This is a genomic window from Bacillus sp. ILBB4 (assembly GCF_035064545.1).
Lineage (GTDB): Bacteria > Bacillota > Bacilli > Bacillales > Bacillaceae_H > Priestia.
In genome coordinates this window covers 16928-33103 of the sequence record NZ_JAIQVD010000002.1, presented here as the reverse complement: position 1 = coordinate 33103, position 16176 = coordinate 16928, and the positions used below count along the sequence as shown (strand labels likewise).

General features: G+C 34.9%; 15 protein-coding genes. 11 read left to right on the top strand and 4 right to left on the bottom strand.

Annotation, left to right across the window (positions count from 1 at the left end; translation table 11 throughout):
- Nucleotides 1-166: 166 nt before the first annotated feature.
- Nucleotides 167-1762: an acetolactate synthase large subunit gene (locus tag LAV82_RS06415; protein ID WP_211079852.1), complete on the top strand. Its 1596-nt coding sequence runs from the start codon at nucleotides 167-169 to the stop codon at nucleotides 1760-1762.
- A 59-nt stretch (nucleotides 1763-1821) separates the two neighbouring features.
- Here LAV82_RS06415 and LAV82_RS06410 read toward each other — a convergent pair whose 3' ends face one another.
- Complete coding sequence (locus LAV82_RS06410; protein ID WP_499715750.1) at nucleotides 1822-2382, bottom strand: hypothetical protein; 561 nt, start codon at nucleotides 2380-2382, stop codon at nucleotides 1822-1824.
- Between the two features lie 351 nt (nucleotides 2383-2733).
- Nucleotides 2734-4164 (bottom strand): PQQ-dependent sugar dehydrogenase, encoded by a 1431-nt coding sequence (locus LAV82_RS06405; protein WP_499715749.1) that lies wholly within the window; start codon nucleotides 4162-4164, stop codon nucleotides 2734-2736.
- A gap of 317 nt (nucleotides 4165-4481) precedes the next feature.
- Between LAV82_RS06405 and LAV82_RS06400 the strand changes: the two genes are divergently transcribed.
- From LAV82_RS06400 to LAV82_RS06370, 7 genes are all read left to right on the top strand, one after another.
- Nucleotides 4482-4856, top strand: coding sequence for a cupredoxin domain-containing protein (locus LAV82_RS06400; protein ID WP_499715748.1), 375 nt, complete (start codon nucleotides 4482-4484; stop codon nucleotides 4854-4856).
- Nucleotides 4857-5290: 434 nt separating this feature from the next.
- Nucleotides 5291-5986 (top strand): Na-translocating system protein MpsC family protein, encoded by a 696-nt coding sequence (locus LAV82_RS06395; protein WP_499715747.1) that lies wholly within the window; start codon nucleotides 5291-5293, stop codon nucleotides 5984-5986.
- Nucleotides 5987-6163: 177 nt separating this feature from the next.
- Complete coding sequence (locus LAV82_RS06390) at nucleotides 6164-6379, top strand: hypothetical protein (protein ID WP_029324402.1); 216 nt, start codon at nucleotides 6164-6166, stop codon at nucleotides 6377-6379.
- A 139-nt stretch (nucleotides 6380-6518) separates the two neighbouring features.
- Nucleotides 6519-7208 (top strand): Na-translocating system protein MpsC family protein, encoded by a 690-nt coding sequence (locus LAV82_RS06385; RefSeq protein WP_211079857.1) that lies wholly within the window; start codon nucleotides 6519-6521, stop codon nucleotides 7206-7208.
- A gap of 117 nt (nucleotides 7209-7325) precedes the next feature.
- Nucleotides 7326-7757, top strand: coding sequence for an ATP-binding protein (locus LAV82_RS06380; RefSeq protein WP_499715746.1), 432 nt, complete (start codon nucleotides 7326-7328; stop codon nucleotides 7755-7757).
- A gap of 544 nt (nucleotides 7758-8301) precedes the next feature.
- Nucleotides 8302-9564: a glycoside hydrolase family 18 protein gene (locus tag LAV82_RS06375; protein ID WP_013056431.1), complete on the top strand. Its 1263-nt coding sequence runs from the start codon at nucleotides 8302-8304 to the stop codon at nucleotides 9562-9564.
- A gap of 119 nt (nucleotides 9565-9683) precedes the next feature.
- Complete coding sequence (locus LAV82_RS06370) at nucleotides 9684-10019, top strand: L,D-transpeptidase (protein ID WP_013056432.1); 336 nt, start codon at nucleotides 9684-9686, stop codon at nucleotides 10017-10019.
- A 147-nt stretch (nucleotides 10020-10166) separates the two neighbouring features.
- Here LAV82_RS06370 and LAV82_RS06365 read toward each other — a convergent pair whose 3' ends face one another.
- Together LAV82_RS06365 and LAV82_RS06360 are read right to left on the bottom strand one after the other, a co-directional pair.
- On the bottom strand, nucleotides 10167-11126 hold the full coding sequence (locus tag LAV82_RS06365) for an aldolase catalytic domain-containing protein (protein WP_034264917.1): 960 nt from the start codon (nucleotides 11124-11126) through the stop codon (nucleotides 10167-10169).
- Between the two features lie 476 nt (nucleotides 11127-11602).
- Entirely contained in the window at nucleotides 11603-12649 is a 1047-nt protein-coding gene (locus tag LAV82_RS06360; protein ID WP_013056434.1) for a YeiH family protein, read from the bottom strand.
- Between the two features lie 592 nt (nucleotides 12650-13241).
- Here LAV82_RS06360 and LAV82_RS06355 point away from each other — a divergent pair.
- The 3 genes from LAV82_RS06355 (at nucleotide 13242) to LAV82_RS06345 (ending at nucleotide 15975) form a co-directional block, all read left to right on the top strand.
- The gene (locus LAV82_RS06355) at nucleotides 13242-13811 is read left to right on the top strand and encodes a MarR family winged helix-turn-helix transcriptional regulator (RefSeq protein ID WP_013056435.1); all 570 of its coding nucleotides are present in this window, start codon (nucleotides 13242-13244) and stop codon (nucleotides 13809-13811) included.
- Between the two features lie 87 nt (nucleotides 13812-13898).
- Nucleotides 13899-14927 (top strand): serine hydrolase domain-containing protein, encoded by a 1029-nt coding sequence (locus LAV82_RS06350; RefSeq protein WP_499715745.1) that lies wholly within the window; start codon nucleotides 13899-13901, stop codon nucleotides 14925-14927.
- A 229-nt stretch (nucleotides 14928-15156) separates the two neighbouring features.
- Complete coding sequence (locus LAV82_RS06345) at nucleotides 15157-15975, top strand: mechanosensitive ion channel family protein (protein ID WP_013056437.1); 819 nt, start codon at nucleotides 15157-15159, stop codon at nucleotides 15973-15975.
- Nucleotides 15976-16176: the final 201 nt, after the last annotated feature.

Genomic DNA, 16176 nt, shown 5'->3' with positions numbered 1-16176 from the left:
CATAAGAACCTAATGGCAACACTATAAACAATAGTTAGTGAATAGGATTTCCTTGCATATATTTGGGATTTTTGCGAGTTAAAACTAAAAAAATGAGATAAAGATTAATGAGCTATTCCTTTCACATAAGCTTGTCACAATACTATCTAAAGAGAGGTCGAACAATATGAAAGTGACCGACACACTTGTTCAATGTTTAGAAAATGAGGGAGTTGAATATATTTTCGCAATACCTGGTAAAGAGACATTGGATTTTGTTGATTCTTTATCCAACTCTAAACAGATTCAATTCGTGAATGTGAGGCATGAGCAAGGAGCTGCTTTTATGGCAGATGTATACGGAAGGTTAACAAACAAAGTAGGGGTATGCTTATCAACATTAGGCCCTGGAGCTACTAATTTATTGACAGGTATATCTAGCGCAAAGCTAGACCATTCCCCTGTTGTTGCTTTAACAGGACAGGCTGCTTTGGGAAGGCAGCATAAAGATTCACATCAGTATATGGACATTATCAAAATGGTGGAACCGGCAACGAAGTGGGGTGTTCAGATAAAAGATGCACAAACGCTTCCTGAGATTATTCGAAAAGCATTTAAAATTGCACAAATGGAAAAGCCAGGACCCGTAGTAGTAGAATTGCCAGAAGACTTAGCAACTCAAATCGTTCCCATTAAACCTATTTCACCTGCATCTATACCCGTAAGTATACCTATAATGGAGTCAATTCAGGCTGCCAATACTCTTATTAAGCAGTATGAGAGACCTTTTGTTATTATCGGTAACGGCGCTGTTAGACAGGGAGCCGTGGATGAGCTTCAACCATTTATTGAACGCCTTCAATCACCGGTTACCCATAGTTATATGGCTAAAGGTGTATTATCTAAAGATCATCCACAAAATTTCTTTACGTTTGGATTTAATGAAAAAGATGAAGTGCTCGCAGGCTTAAAGGAAGCTGATCTACTTATTGTAATTGGGTTTGATTTTGTCGAAAGGTTACCCAAAGAATGGAACACGGAAAAAACACCAATTTTACATATAGATACTTTACCCGCAGAAATAGATGAATATTATCCTATAGAAGTCGAATTGGTTGGAGATATAAAGCAGACTTTACGAGTATTCAATCAGCTGGATATTCCTTCTAAACCATGGATTCCCTCTGGCAATCTCCAGAAACATATTAAGCAATCCTATCACATTGAAGAGAAAAAGATAGACAGCAATTTGCTGCCTTTGACAATCGAGAATATCTTGCATATTATCGACAAGCTCTCTTCAGAGAAAACAATTGTGATTTCAGACGTAGGAGCTCATAAAGTATCTATAGCCCGAACTTACCAACCCAAAAACCCTAACAAGTTTATTATATCAAATGGTCTAGCTTCCATGGGTATTGCTTTACCAGGCTCAATTGGAGCTAAACTAGCCTGCCCGAATGATCCAGTTATTTGTATTACTGGAGATGGAGGAGCTTTAATGAATTTTGCTGAAATAGAGACGGCAAAGCGCTTAGGGCTTTCATTCATCATTATTGTTTTAAACGACTCTACATTAAAAATAGAGCAGGAAATGATGAATAAAAAGTTTGGTAAGAGCTATGGAGTAACTTTTACAAACCCAGATTTTGTTCAACTGGCAAAAAGCTTTGGAATTAAAGGAGAACAGGCAAATAGTTTAGTTGAATTTGAAAATATAATGAAAAGATCCTTACAAAGTTTAGATGAGATTGTCCTAATTGACGTTCTTCTAAAAAGCTGATTGCGATTTCTCCATTATTTTAACGAGTTATCTCTGTTAAGGGATTAATTGTAGATTCACTAGGAAATAAATGTTTTTAATTTTTTTAAATAAGCTAAGCTGAGTTCAAGCCAAATCCAACTATAAAGGAAAGTAAATACAAAAATTAAACCCGTAGTAGAAAGAGAAAAATTTTTAGAAATCACGGGACCTAGTACTGGGAATTCGAAACCGTACAATAAGGTAATAATCCCAACAGTTAATAGAGTGGCACCACTTATAATAATGTACAATCTCTTTTTAAAAAAGTAAAAAGCAGCTCCTATGCCCATTCCCAATATTCCTGTGGTAAAAGGAAAAATAATAAGTTCACTTGGCTGGGTAATCAGAAGAAGCAGATTCGTTAGTATATAGGTAATAAATCCTAAAGGGAGCGAAAGTGTAAAACAAAAAAGAATGGGTGCAGTAGAGAATGGACTAATAAAAATTCCTATTCCTGGTAAGAAACCTCCTGCTGATTGAAAAAGGGCTGCTAAGCTGGCCAAAAGAGCGCCTGAGACAAGCTGCTTAGTTTTAGATAGTCTATTAAAAAAAAGCTGCGCAGATTTTACTTCACTTGAAAGAGACTTTAAAAAGTACATGAATTTCACCTCGGTTAACTGTTTTTACATTATAAGGGGTTAAAGAGAGATTTAGATCATTGCCTGATATATCAACTCTTACATGTAATATATGAAGAATTTAAGAGGGAGGACTAATAAGTCGCATTTACTTTTAAAGGAATAGGTCATATCCGTTAAGATAAATTTCTTTATCTTTCTAAAGGTATGTACTGTAGCCCATAAAATGAATCTTTTATGGGCTTTATTGATTAAAGGCTTTTTTATTTTCTAGAAAGTTCATTTGTTCATTCCTACAAAATAGCCGGTAAAAAAATTAAGCTATAATTTTTAGGAGAAAATCAATACCCAGTCGAATTTTATAAATATAAATCATGGAACAATTTCAAAAACAGTACCTTGATTAAAGTCAGACACTTTCATAGAGCCATAAACTCCTAAATAAAGCCTGGTTTGATCCAGATTCGTTCCCAAACTAACGTAGTAAGCTGATTGGGAACCAAAATTATAATCAACTTCCACAACACTAAAATCATTTAGCTTACAATCTGTACCTGCTCTGGTATAAGCTAAAACTCCTCTAACTGGGGATTGAGGTTCTTTAACCTGTGCAATATCCGTAAACATAACGCTTCCTGTTAAGCTAGGGATTTTATTCCCCATATATGGCTGAACTCCTGTAAGAGAGGTCCCTCCAAATTTATTGGGGCGGGAATCTTTATGAAAATAACTAGTTAAAGGCTGAAGACGCCTCACTGAAGTTTTTACCGCTTCATTGTAGTAAGCAATTATTTTCTCATCCAAGGCCGGATTTTCAGAACACCTTTTTATAAACGAAGTTGGAAAATCTCCTTCCCATCCCCGCCACCCAAGGTTAATAAATCCTTCTTGGCTGAGTTTAGCTCTCATTAAAGAAGCTTGAACAAGTTGAGGAACAGGTATTGGCCTATAATGAACAAATGAAAAAATCGATTCTACCACGTCTTGTCCAACATTTCCCACATATTTAATGTACTGATTATAAAATTTTTGAAATGAAATGCCCGTTATATTGCGAACACCCTTAGCAATGAGCGTAAGAGTTTCCTGAATAGGTGAGGGGAGTTCACTAAAACGTGTGACTGCGGGTGGATTATGGATAAATGTATTCTTACCTACATCAACTTCAATTATTTTACCGTAAATTTCCATATCATCCTGACTCAAATTAAAGGGGTCATAGCCTGATCCGCCATCTCCGATTGTTAAGATAAGTTTTCCAGTTTCAGGTGAAAAGTTTAAGCTGTTGACACCATTATGATTAAAAAATGGTCTTCTTAAGTTAAGTATCGTCCGTCTTTTTTGAGGCTGAGCATTTGGTTGGAAAACCCATTCTTCCACTGTATCAATATGATCATATTGAGTTTCTCTATTTACCCACCTTAAGTTTGAAGTTTTAGGATCACACGGGTTAGGACTATAATGTTCGGAAAGTGCACCTGGGCCTTGTGTTCCAGCTACTGAGTAATGAAGATAAAACAGACCGTTATAATAAAATTCTGGATGAAACGCTAGCCCTAGCAATCCTCGTTCATCATATCCTCCGCGAGAAACACCTGGTTCAGACGTACCTAATTTTATGATTCGTGAGCGAATATCTAAAAAAGTCTGTATAGCTTCGTCTCTTATGTAAAAGATCTCTCCTATTTGGGTTGCAATAAATAAGCTTTCAAATGAGTCACCAGGAAGTATAGCTGTTTTCAACACGGTAGGTAAATTTATCTTACTAACAATAGGCCGTAAACTAACCTTAGCTTTTATCAACTAACTTGACACTCCTTTTTATTGTTTTCTTTTATAAGAATATGATTGTAACTGTTCTATTAGTATCAATACTATTTTATAAAGTTAGGTAATTTAACTAAGAGACCTAATTGAGAGGCTCTTTTTATAAAAATTATCCATTCCTAATTACGCCTGCTATTTTCTTCTCTTAGCACTCACGCTTCTCTCAACGTTCATAACTATTTGTGCTTTCCAGAAATTGAAATTAAGGAAAAATAATACTTCATTCACAAAAAAATAGTGATATTATTTTATGAATTGGAAAAGAATATGGCTTATGAAAGGAGTGAATGCAAATGTCTATGAAAAAGTGGTCAATGGGATTAGTCGCTTTGTTTGCGATGGTTATCGGTGTGATGACTTCAGGATCACTCGGCGTTTTGGCCGAATCCGACGTGGTAAGACAGAAAGCCATAGAGGTTCAGTTGAACGATGATTACTTTAATCCAGAAACCATCACTATCCCGAGTGGAAAAACGACAACATTGATATTGAAAAATGAAGGTCAGAAAGAGCATACCTTCACAGTAGAAAAACTCGGAATTGACGCTGAAGTCCAGCCTGGAAAAGAAAAAACCATTACCGTGAAACCACAAAACCCCGGTACATATGAACTGATATGTAGGTATCATTTTAATAGTGGAATGGTGGGGAAAGTGATAGTCAAATAACAAGCAGGGCCAATCGATCTCTGCTTTTCGAAGTGAATATAGCATTATTTTTCCATAGAAATAAAAAAAGGGCTTTAAATTTAAAGTCCTTTTTATGTTTCGCTGATTTAATTGAAAAAACTAATTCATTCATTTTATATTGGAGTTAAAATTCTTTATTTTTATTAGCATAAACATTGCCCTTGTTCTCCTAGCTTTTATTATTGGAGCGTTTGTAATGGACTCACTAGGTAGTACTATGACAAATGAAAAAGGCAGCCAAATACGTGAGTGCCTTTTTCACAAGGAAGAGGTTTTGAACATTTATAATTAGGTTAAACATATTGTAATAATTTTTTATTTATTATGTATATTTAAATTATTCGTTCGTAATGGTACAATAAAATGATGGAAAGAGGATATGATGCTTCTTTCTTAATAAAGGATGAAGAAATATGGATATTAAGGCTCAGCAAACAAAGCTGGCGAATAATTTGGGCAAATTGTTACGAGATAACTTTGGAAAAGGCCCCGAGGCTGTTCATGTTACAATTTATGAACCTTATGTTGTTATTTATGTCAGTGGCTTCGTATCACCTATGGAGCAAGTACTGTTAAACCAAAATGAAGAACTTCAGGTTATGACTACAAGAGAGCTTTTAGTAAAGACTCTTGAACCTCAAATCACTGGGCAAATTAAAGGGATTACAGACCTTGACATACAGCACTTATATTATGATTGGAATTTAGATCACCACTCCGGAATTTTTGTGGGAGTGTGTCTGGACGATTTGAAAGCCGATTTGACTGAGGGTGACCCTTACCCAGGAAAACAAGCAATTCATGATCGAATTACAAAGATGAGTGAGATTGCACAAAAAGGACCTGAAAAAATCTCTTCATATAAACTAAGTGATCGCACATTGGTCGTCGTACGAGAAGGAATACTGGTAGCTATTGAAAAGCAGCTAATTTCGTTGGGTTTTGATGACACCCTGCGCATTTCTAAACGTCCCTTGGAAAAAGGAATCTTACGACAAAACGATGACTATGATGAGATATTAAATGCAGACATTCTTGATATTTTTGTAGATTGGGATTTTGAAAAGGATAATAATATTATTACGCTTATCCTAAAACCAAAAAATTAATGAGGCAGTAATGAATTGGACACACTGTGCCAAACATAAGCCGAGGAAGCAAAGGAAATACCTTTTCTTTTTCGGCTTATTTTTGTTGTCTGAAAAGAGTAAGTCCTTTTGTAACGGAATAATTCCCTAAAATAGCACCTGAAGATAGGATGTGTCAACAGAAAGGATTTGGTCGGGATGGCGGATAATCATGAGATTGTATTGTTTATAAAAGAGCTTCGTCGATTGTTGCAGGATTACCAAAAGTATGACAATGAATTATACAAAGAAGAAATTAGCAAGGATATAATACTTTTAAGTACCATTATCTATGGAAGTAAAATTGGAATTTTAAATAAAAGAAGAATCTTTAAACACAGGAAATACAAAGCTAAACAGAAACCAATCTATTAAAGGTATACTAGTATGCCTCGTTTACACTTTATAAAAAGTGAATTCTTATTACCGAAAATGATCTTATGATGAAGAAGGATTTTTCATAAAACATCACGAATAGTATACCTTATGAAACTAGAAACTAGGTGCACCATCTATGGATAAAACGAAACTGGAAAAAGAATTAAATAGCTATATGGGAAGGTTACTTCGTGAAAACTTTGGAAGAGGTCCTGGAGGTGTATTCACCGTCATTTCTCCTCCTTTTATAACCGTTTATTTTAAAGCCTTTTTATTACCTTTAGAAAAGGCTTTGTTAGACAAGGGACAAGTTATCTATGTTCAAAAAACACGTGATTTGTTAATGGAGACTTTAATTGAAGAGATAAAAGGATATATACAATTAAATATACATTTACATATTAAAGAATTTTATTATGATTGGAATTTAGAGCTGCAGTCTGGGATGTTTACCATGATCCATTCTGATAAAGAAAACATAGCTAATCATTCCTATAAAAATCAGAAATTGCTACATAAAGAAGTTGAGGAAGTAACTCAAAAAGCAGAAAAATTCCCTCACGATGTTTCTTCTTATTTATTAGATCAGAGAACACTTCTTATAATCAGGGAAGGTATTATGGTAAGTATAGAGAAAGAGTTAGTTCAATTAGGATTTGAAGAAAACCTTACATTGGCTAAAAGAAATCTCGAAAAAAGGCTACTTCATGAACATAGTCAATCATTAGAAATAATTTTAGATTCAAAGGTAACAGATATACTAGTAGCATGGGACTTTCATAAAGATAAAAGTACAATTCTTCTGATTTTAAACCCAACTTCATAAAGGCACTGATAAGCTAGGCACTGAACTAGATGTAGGCCAAAAAGAAAGGTTATCTAACCTTTCTTTTTGGCCTATTGTTTTTTTACTACTATTAAAATAAAGAAAGTGGTGATACTTATGCTATTTCAATCGGATGAAGGAAAGGAACCTCTAACTGTTCAGATACACACGGAAGGAGATATAGTAGAAGCCCGTCAGAAAGGGCGGATGTTTTCTAATTGTTTAGGCTTCAGTACACTCGATCAAGCCCGAATTATTACGACTATTTCAGAATTGTCCAGAAATATATATAAATATGCCACTACCGGAAAAATTATAATGGAAATAATAGAGAAACAACCTGAAATAGGACTCAAAATAATAGCTATAGATAAAGGACCAGGCATTAAAAATATTCAAAAAGCGCTGGAAAGTGGCTATACAACGTCAGGAGGGTTAGGCGTTGGTTTATCAGGGGTGAAAAAATTAATGGACGAATTCACCATATCATCTCAAGAAGACCATGGCGTTAACATCCAGGTTATAAAGTGGAGAAAAAGAAATAAATAAAAGAAAACGTTTATCTAGATTATGTAGGAAGATGTATGGACTTAGTAGCAGCTAAAAGAAGAAATATCTAGATAAAGAAGCCGAAGAAAGACTGCATTCCCTCTTCACGAAAGAACCCTCCACTAAATAACAGGTATCTCCTGAAGAATATGATCCCCTTGATTTACTTTGGCCTATGGTCTAAAAAAACTGAGATTAAACTAGTAACTCTATTCTCAGTTTTACACTTTATCCTACAAACTCCCTTGGTTTTTATATAAGGTATGTATTACAGTCGCTGATTACAGACAGATTTATGTAATAATTTATTAAAAAAGTAATTATTTTCAGGTTGTCTCATAACCATGATTTCTGAAACAGTTCTCTATTCGTAGTCCATCAAAAGCTTTAGAGCAATCGAGGAGATGGGGTATGTACGGACACTTACCATCACTTAACTCAGTTATATAAACAAACAACGCTCATATACATTTATTGAATGGCTTTTTTAAACTTGTCGCGGATGAAAATATAAATGGATAAAGAGTACATAGGAGGAGAAAACATGTTTGTTCATATAGTTCAACCTGGTGATACGTTGTCTTTAATAAGCAGTAGATATGATTATCCCATTGCGCAGCTTAGGAGTGTGAATGGGTTAGAAGAAACGAATATTGTTCCAGGTCAAGCCTTACTTATAGCTTCTTATGTATACAGAGTTCAACCTGGTGATACAATGAGCAGCATTGCTAAAAAAGCTTATGTGTCCCTAGAACAATTAAAAAGGGCTAATCCTTCAGTCCATTATAATTATTTGCAGGTGGGAATGAAAATAAAAATTCCTAACATATCAAACTACATTGCAGGTACACTGCAATACTATGCTGTTCGAAATCCCGAGTTAGATCGCAGTTTAATTACTGATTTTGCAACTTATTCCTCGTCCATTTCTATCTTTGAATATCATTTTGGCAGCAATGGAGATATCATGAATAATTTAAACGATTTAGTAGCGATTGAAACGACTTGGAAAAACCGAGTTACACCGTTAGTTACGATTACTAATCTAACTTCTGAAGGATTTAGTTCTGATCTTGCCCACCAAGTTTTAAACAATCCTCAGGCAAGAAACAATCTTGTGAATAATATTTTTTATTTAGTATCTAGAAAAGGCTACGGCGGGGTGAATATTGATTTTGAACGTGTAAAGGCCGAGGATAGAGATCTTTTTACAGGATTTTTACGTCAGCTGGGTGAACGTTTAAAACCTGCCGGATACGTGCTGACCATAGCGGTTCCAGCCAAGACAAGCGAAGATATTCCTTGGTTAAAAGGATATGATTACGGGGGAATAGGTGCCGTTGTTAACTATATGTTCATTATGGCATATGACTGGCATCATGCAGGCAGTGAACCAGGGCCTGTTGCACCTATTACTGAAGTAAAAAGAACAATAGAATTTGCCATAAAAAGTGTTCCGCGAAGAAAACTTATCATTGGAGTCCCTTTGTATGGATATAACTGGTCAATTCCTTACAAGCCTGGCACAGTAGCATCCGCTATATCCAATCAAAATGCGATTAAAACAGCGATGAGATATCAGTCTCCCATCCAATATTCTAAGGAGTATAAATCACCATTTTTTCAGTATAGAGATCAAGCGGGACAGATGCATGAAGTATGGTTTGAAGATGTAAGAAGCATGAGTGAAAAAATGGTGTTAGTTCGTAAATTTGGTTTGCAAGCAATAGGAGCTTGGCAATTAACGCTTGGATTTACGCCAGGGCCTTGGCTTTTAAAGAAATTTTTCACTATTAGAACGGTATAAATAGCACTAATTTTTATGGATCAATTTAGATATTTTTCAGTTAACAGTTATTCGATATACGTGGTTAACAATAAAAAAATTCTATTTATAGTAACTTATAAGAGATTGGAGGCAGTGCTATGGCAAAAAGGATAGATGTCTCAATAAAGCAGCATCAATTAAAACTATATGATGGAGCTAAATTAGTAAAGACATATCCTATTGCTGTAGGGAAAATGATCACTCCAACTCCAACTGGAAAATTTAAAATTATTAATAAAGATACTACCCCTCCAGCTGTATTTGGTCCCTTATGGATGGGACTGTCAAAACCTACATATGGAATACACGGGACTAATGATCCAGCTTCTATTGGCAGAGATATGTCACATGGATGTGTCAGAATGGACAATGAAGATATTCTAGAACTTTCCTCTGCAGTTCCTATTGGAACGCCGGTTTATATACATAAATAATAGTTTAAGAAGAGCACGACTGCTTACATTTAGCTAATTGTCGAGATCGAGGGTATCAAAGTTTAAGTATATGCTATACAATCATGGGCTTTTTGTACGAAAACAAAAAAGTACCCCGATTAACAGAGGTACTTTTAGCATTTTAACTTATTTTGATGCTGGAGACGTAGTAACTTCTGGAGACGTTACTTTGTCATAAAAATCTACGAATTTGTCACGATCCTCGCTATCACGGTAAGCCATAGCAACACGTGGATGTTCATTCAGTACACCAGAAATCATGTAAGGAATGATATAGCCCCATTCCCACTTTTGACGCATTTCAAGCATATGCTTTTCAATTACGCCAAGAATCGGTTTCATCTCATAGCTTGGTTTTGGTATGTAGCTAACAAGCAGCTCTGTGTTACAGTTACCAGCTGCACGGCCCATACCATAAACAGATGAATCAAGGAATGTAACGCCATTACGCATCGCAGTTAATGTATTAGCAAAAGCTAGCTGCATGTTGTTATGTGTATGGATACCAAGCTGTTTGCTAGGAATCATGGCTTGAAACTTTTTCACTTGATGCTCAATATCCGCAGGGTCTAGGCTTCCAAAGGAGTCAACGATATATACAACATCTACAGGGCTTTTCTTTACCATTTCAAATGCTTCAATAAGCTGATTTTCCGGTACGCTAGATAGTGCCATAATGTTAAGTGAAGTCTCATAGCCCAAATCGTGAAACATTTTTATAAGCTCTAAGCCTTTATCTACTTCGCGAATATAGCATGCCACTCGAATCATATCTAACATACTTTGTTCACGCGGCAGGATGTCGTTTGGATCTACACGCCCAATATCTACTAAGGCAGATAGCTTCGTAAACTTTTTCTCAGGGATAATTTCTTTGAGAAAGTTATCGTCAAGAAATCTCCATGGATTGGGCTCGGTTGCTTGAAGAAGCTTAGGTGAATTTTTATAACCGATCTCCATATATTCAACGCCGGCTGCGCTTAGGCCGTTATATAAGTCTTGCACAAATTCAACGCTAAAATCCCAATTATTAATTAAACCTCCGTCACGAATGGTACAGTCTATAATTTTGCTATTATGTTCCATGGTAGTTGTTTCCTCCTATGTATTCATTTATATGAGTATTATTTTAAACTTTATCGCTTTTATGCTTTTAAGCACTAAACTCTCCTATTGTGTTTATACCATGACTGATTCAGAGGCGTCAATGTATTTTCTAAATGTGTCTCTGTTTTACTGTATTCCAGGGGCAGGAGATGCTTTGGCTCTTCATCCGCTTGATGTTTTTTTAAGAGCATCAAGTTCAGCAGTACAACCCCTAGTATATACAAATACAGCGCATCTTACAGCACTACTTACTGCAATAAAGATTGTTTTTTAAGTGAAACTGTTTATTAGAGAGGGAACTACCATTAGTATTTAGGTTATAGGTTTAGAGTTCTCTATAATTAATCCATAAATTTGGGAAGAGATTTAAAACATGATAAATAAGAAACTTTTTTCACATTAACAGTTGTATAGGAAGTATTAGTTGTTACTTAATTATTCTAATTTACTTATCTTTACATCGTCCAAAATGTAAGGAATGATAAGAGTATAGAGGTAATAAACATCGCAATCAACGGCTTTAATGCTTTTGTTCGAAGAGCCTTCATACTTACATTTAACCCTAAGCCGACCATAGCCATTGTTAAAAGAAAGGTAGTTAGAGTTGAAATATCATTCATGATCGTTTTAGGTATTATAAAATACTTACCGACGACATAACTCCCAAAAATACTCATGATTATAAAACCTATTAAAAACCAAGGGAATTCAATCTTCGTATCCTTTTCAATTTTTCCTGTTCGCTTCATCCAGTACATTAAGATAAAGCTTAATGGCACAAGTAAGAGCACTCTGCCTAACTTAGCCAACAGTCCAATAGCTAGGGCATCGCGTCCAGCCGGTGCTGCAGCTAGAGCTACATGGGCAATTTCATGGAGACCTACGCCTGACCAAATTCCATATTGAATATTTGTTAAATGTATATAAGGTCTTAAAATGGTATATCCAATCGCAAATAGGGTTCCCACTAAAGCAATAACACCAGCTCCGATAGCTGTATCTTCTTCTTTTGCTTTTACAATCGGAGAAACAGACGCAATAGCTGCGGCACCGCATATTCCTGTTCCTATCCCTAAAAGAAGGGATAAACCACTATCAGCCTTCATCCATTTGGCTAGAAAAACCGTTAAAACAATCGCAAATACAGCCGTTCCCACATCGCGAAGTAACAATCCTAACCCGTGATGAATAACAACATCAATATTAAGCTTTAGTCCATATAAAACAATCGCATAGCGTAACAGCTTTTTAGAAGAAAATTCAATTCCAGATCTTATTTTTTCAGGGTACCCCCAAATTTGACGATAAATGACTGCCATTATAATTGAACAGGCTAGTGGACCGATATGATTAAACCCTGGGACTTTCGCTAAGCCATAAGCAAGTAAAGCAAAAAGAAAAGTAAAAGCAACTCCTCCAGTCCATAAAGAAACAGTAGATGATGTTTTAGCATTTGTTCGTGAAAATAGATTCTGCTTTTGGGCTTTATTTATAGTTATCATACATTTCATCTCCAATATGAATTCTTATCAAGCGCAGCTTCACACAAGAAGTGTATATTTTAACTATAAAAGACGGTTTATTATTAGTAAAATATAGATAAATGATGATTATAATTAAAAATATTAATGAACAATACAAAAAAACAGCAAGTTGATTTTCAGTGACTCTGAAGATCAACTTGCTGCTTTTGTTGGTTTTTATCCCTTAATACACGTTTTGATATCTGGTTTAAAGGTTGTGTGTGTTGGTTCATGTTTTTTCTCCTTTACTTCATATCGGTTTTCTTACATTTTTTTAGAGTAATATTAAATTAGATTGCCTTTTTAGTTATCTAATTAGATAAATAAAGGACAACTTTTGGTTACGAGCGGCCACTATTTCTTTGCCTAATTTAGTGTAACAGAATAGTCTCCTTAGAATTGTCAAAATTAAAATAAGATAAAAAGCAACCTCTGGTGATAGGGAGTTTGCTTTTTTATTTGTTCACATAATCCGAATGTTTCTAAAATAAAATAGACAATATATTGACTAAATTATCGAAGTGTAATACTCTTATTTTAGACATTATATTGTCTAAAATGGAGGCTGAATATGGATATTTATAAAGAGCTTTTCTTAATGCAGCAAACTTACGCTACGTTATTTTCTCTGGCAAATAAAATCCAAGTAAAAGGTGATAAATCTCTTGAACTTTTAACATCAAGACAGCATATGGCGATGGTGGCAATTGCTCATTTACCTGAAGATGAAACAACATTGAATAATATCGCTAGAAAATTAGGAACCACAAAACAAAGCGTCAAACAGTTAATTACCATTATGGAAAAGAAGGGTTATGTTGACGTAGTTCCTAGCAGTAAAGACAAGCGTGCAGTTAACGTAAAAATTACAAAAGCGGGAAAAGTGGCACTGCTTGTTGTCTCAGAAAAAGGAATTTTCTTTTTGGAAGAACTTTTTAAAAAGTTCTCAACTGAAGAGCTGGAAATAATGTGGAAGCTTTTAAAGAAACTCTATAGCTTTGATGGGGAAGAACATGATGGATTTGAAGAAGAAGGCAACATCAAAATGGATGATGATCACAATGAATTACAGTTGAGAGTAATAAGGGAGCTTGAAAGTCGAAGAGTTCAAGCAATTGATAATATGAGAAAGAATATATAAAAAGACTCGATAGGCTAATCTAACTTAAAGCATATCGATTAATCCTTTTAAAATTTTAAAAATAAAGGATAAGGGAGCGCAATCATTATGTTTGAAATCAGCGATGAAACATTACGGTTAATTAATAAAACCTGTAAAGGAAAAAAACACTTAAAATTAACCGTTGGCTACTTAAAGGACAATGATCCTGTTACAAAAACTTATAACGAAGGCGGTGAAATAGATTCATCAAAAAAATATCATTATGAAATTGGTTCTATTACGAAAACTTTCACTGTATCGCTGCTCTCAAAGTATGTATCTGAAAACAAGCTGTTAATAAATGACTCTATACAAAAATACATAAAAGAAATTAAAGAAGACACGTATTATCCCACATTGCTTCGCCTTGCTACTCACTCTTCTGGATATTCAGGAAGCTTACCTTTAAATAAACGGGAATATTTTAAAATAATTTTAGATTTGATTTTTGGCGGAAGTGATTTGAACAAAAATAATCCGCTGCATATGGATTTTAACAAAATGAAGATGCTAATCGAAAGTAATAAATTGAAAGAAGTAGATTATTCATGGAAATATTCCAATTTCGGCATCTCACTTATTGGGTACGTGTTGGGAATGGTATCGGGCAGGGGATATTGGGATACCATGAATGACTTTTTTCATAATGAGCTCGGACTAAAGGATACTTGTTTAGGCAGCTCAAATAATAATCTACAGGGTTATGACCGCAAAAATAATAATTGTGGCAACTGGCAGTGGGACAAGGAAAATTTTATATCACCTGCCGGGGCGGTATCCTCAACCGCTGACGATTTACTTAAATACGCAAAAATAAATATGTATGAAGATAAACCATATCTTTCTTTTTGTCATAAAAAACACGGTAATGGAACAAAGAAGTTTGATATGGGTCTTGGATGGTTGCTTTTAAAGAAAAACAATAATGTAGTGTTGCACGGCGGTGGAACAGGATGCTTCAGCTCATTTTTAGGGATTGATAAAGAAAAGAAAGTTGCGTCCGTCGTTTTAGCTAATTATAGACTAGGTAGAAATAATGATGAACATATAGGAATGTCTTTATTAGAAAGCCTGCAAAAGTCAAAAGATATATAAGAATAGTCTACAGAAAAACGAAGAAAATTAGTCTATTACAGTTCACCTTACCCCTTTAATTTCAATTAATTGAGAGATTATCATCAATATACCCAACTTCAAGAAGCATAGATTACGCTTCTTTTTTTGATGAAACCGTGCTATTATCATTAAGGTTTATGAAGAATAGAAGATTTTTGTTTTTACGTGCATTCTTTTGGTATAGTGTTAGAAATAAGGAGTGGATAGGTTGGTTTTTACTGAATTCTTCCAGCAGTTTCCCGTAAAGGTTTTAACGGTAGCGCTGCTGATTATACTTATCGTTTATTTTATTCGCAAATTCATTAAGCTTTTCTTTGACAAAACGAGCTTCTTAGATGAAAAACGAGAAGAGACGCTGATGCATTTTTCTAATCAGGTGACAAGAGTAGTAGGCCTGGCTTTTTTCTTTATTTATGTGCTTAGCCATTTCTTCGACTTCGGAAAGATACTCACTAGTTCAGTAGTGTTGGCCAGTGCCTTGGCAATAATCCTCCAGCATATTATCCGTGATTATATAATGGGACTGACTTACTTGTTTGAACGCCAGATCCATCACGGAGATTATGTTATTCTCAACGGAAACCGCCAAGGGAAAATAGAAGAAATCACCATGCGCTACTTAAAGATTCGTCAGTATGACGGTTACCTCTATACAGTCTCATATAGCAACATTACGGAACTACAGAACGGAACCCGAGGAAGACGCCGGGTAAATGAAAGTCTTATTCTCAACTATAGGCAAAATCCGGACGATGCCTTCAAAGTAATGGAGCAAGTAGCACAAACATGTAACGAGAAATATGGTCAATATTTGTTGAAAGATGTGAATGGAATTCCTATAGAGAGTTTTCAATTCAATCAAATTACTGAACTGAACGTAGATTTTAAAGGTCACCAATATTCATTATCAGGACTTGTGAAGGAAGCAGATTTTGTAGAAGCGGGTCAAAAGGTGAGATATGAACTCGCAATGGCTGCCTACAAAAATGACCTAATGATGGCTGAAAGCTTCGAGACAAGTCATTAAAAATAAAACTCGTATCTTGTTTATATACAAGCTTTTATACTTAAGATAAAAACACCCTTTTAATTTTTTAAAAGGGTGTTTTTATTTTTAAAAATATCTATTAAGTACTTCTCCAGTACAAATTAATTATCTGAAACAGAAAAAATTAATTTGTACATCTAAATTATTCTTCTAGTGACATGGTAAAATTAAACAAAATAC

Bases quoted from the DNA above. Each gene is read 5' to 3' on its own strand.
- LAV82_RS06415 (WP_211079852.1), top strand. From the start codon at position 167: ATGAAAGTGACCGACACACTTGTTCAATGTTTAGAAAATGAGGGAGTT.
- LAV82_RS06385 (WP_211079857.1), top strand. From the start codon at position 6,519: ATGGATAAAACGAAACTGGAAAAAGAATTAAATAGCTATATGGGAAGG.
- LAV82_RS06355 (WP_013056435.1), top strand. From the start codon at position 13,242: ATGGATATTTATAAAGAGCTTTTCTTAATGCAGCAAACTTACGCTACG.
- LAV82_RS06375 (WP_013056431.1), top strand. From the start codon at position 8,302: ATGTTTGTTCATATAGTTCAACCTGGTGATACGTTGTCTTTAATAAGC.
- LAV82_RS06350 (WP_499715745.1), top strand. From the start codon at position 13,899: ATGTTTGAAATCAGCGATGAAACATTACGGTTAATTAATAAAACCTGT.
- LAV82_RS06395 (WP_499715747.1), top strand. From the start codon at position 5,291: ATGGATATTAAGGCTCAGCAAACAAAGCTGGCGAATAATTTGGGCAAA.
- LAV82_RS06400 (WP_499715748.1), top strand. From the start codon at position 4,482: ATGTCTATGAAAAAGTGGTCAATGGGATTAGTCGCTTTGTTTGCGATG.
- LAV82_RS06370 (WP_013056432.1), top strand. From the start codon at position 9,684: ATGGCAAAAAGGATAGATGTCTCAATAAAGCAGCATCAATTAAAACTA.
- LAV82_RS06360 (WP_013056434.1), bottom strand. From the start codon at position 12,649: ATGATAACTATAAATAAAGCCCAAAAGCAGAATCTATTTTCACGAACA.
- LAV82_RS06380 (WP_499715746.1), top strand. From the start codon at position 7,326: ATGCTATTTCAATCGGATGAAGGAAAGGAACCTCTAACTGTTCAGATA.
- LAV82_RS06365 (WP_034264917.1), bottom strand. From the start codon at position 11,126: ATGGAACATAATAGCAAAATTATAGACTGTACCATTCGTGACGGAGGT.
- LAV82_RS06410 (WP_499715750.1), bottom strand. From the start codon at position 2,382: ATGTACTTTTTAAAGTCTCTTTCAAGTGAAGTAAAATCTGCGCAGCTT.
- LAV82_RS06390 (WP_029324402.1), top strand. From the start codon at position 6,164: ATGGCGGATAATCATGAGATTGTATTGTTTATAAAAGAGCTTCGTCGA.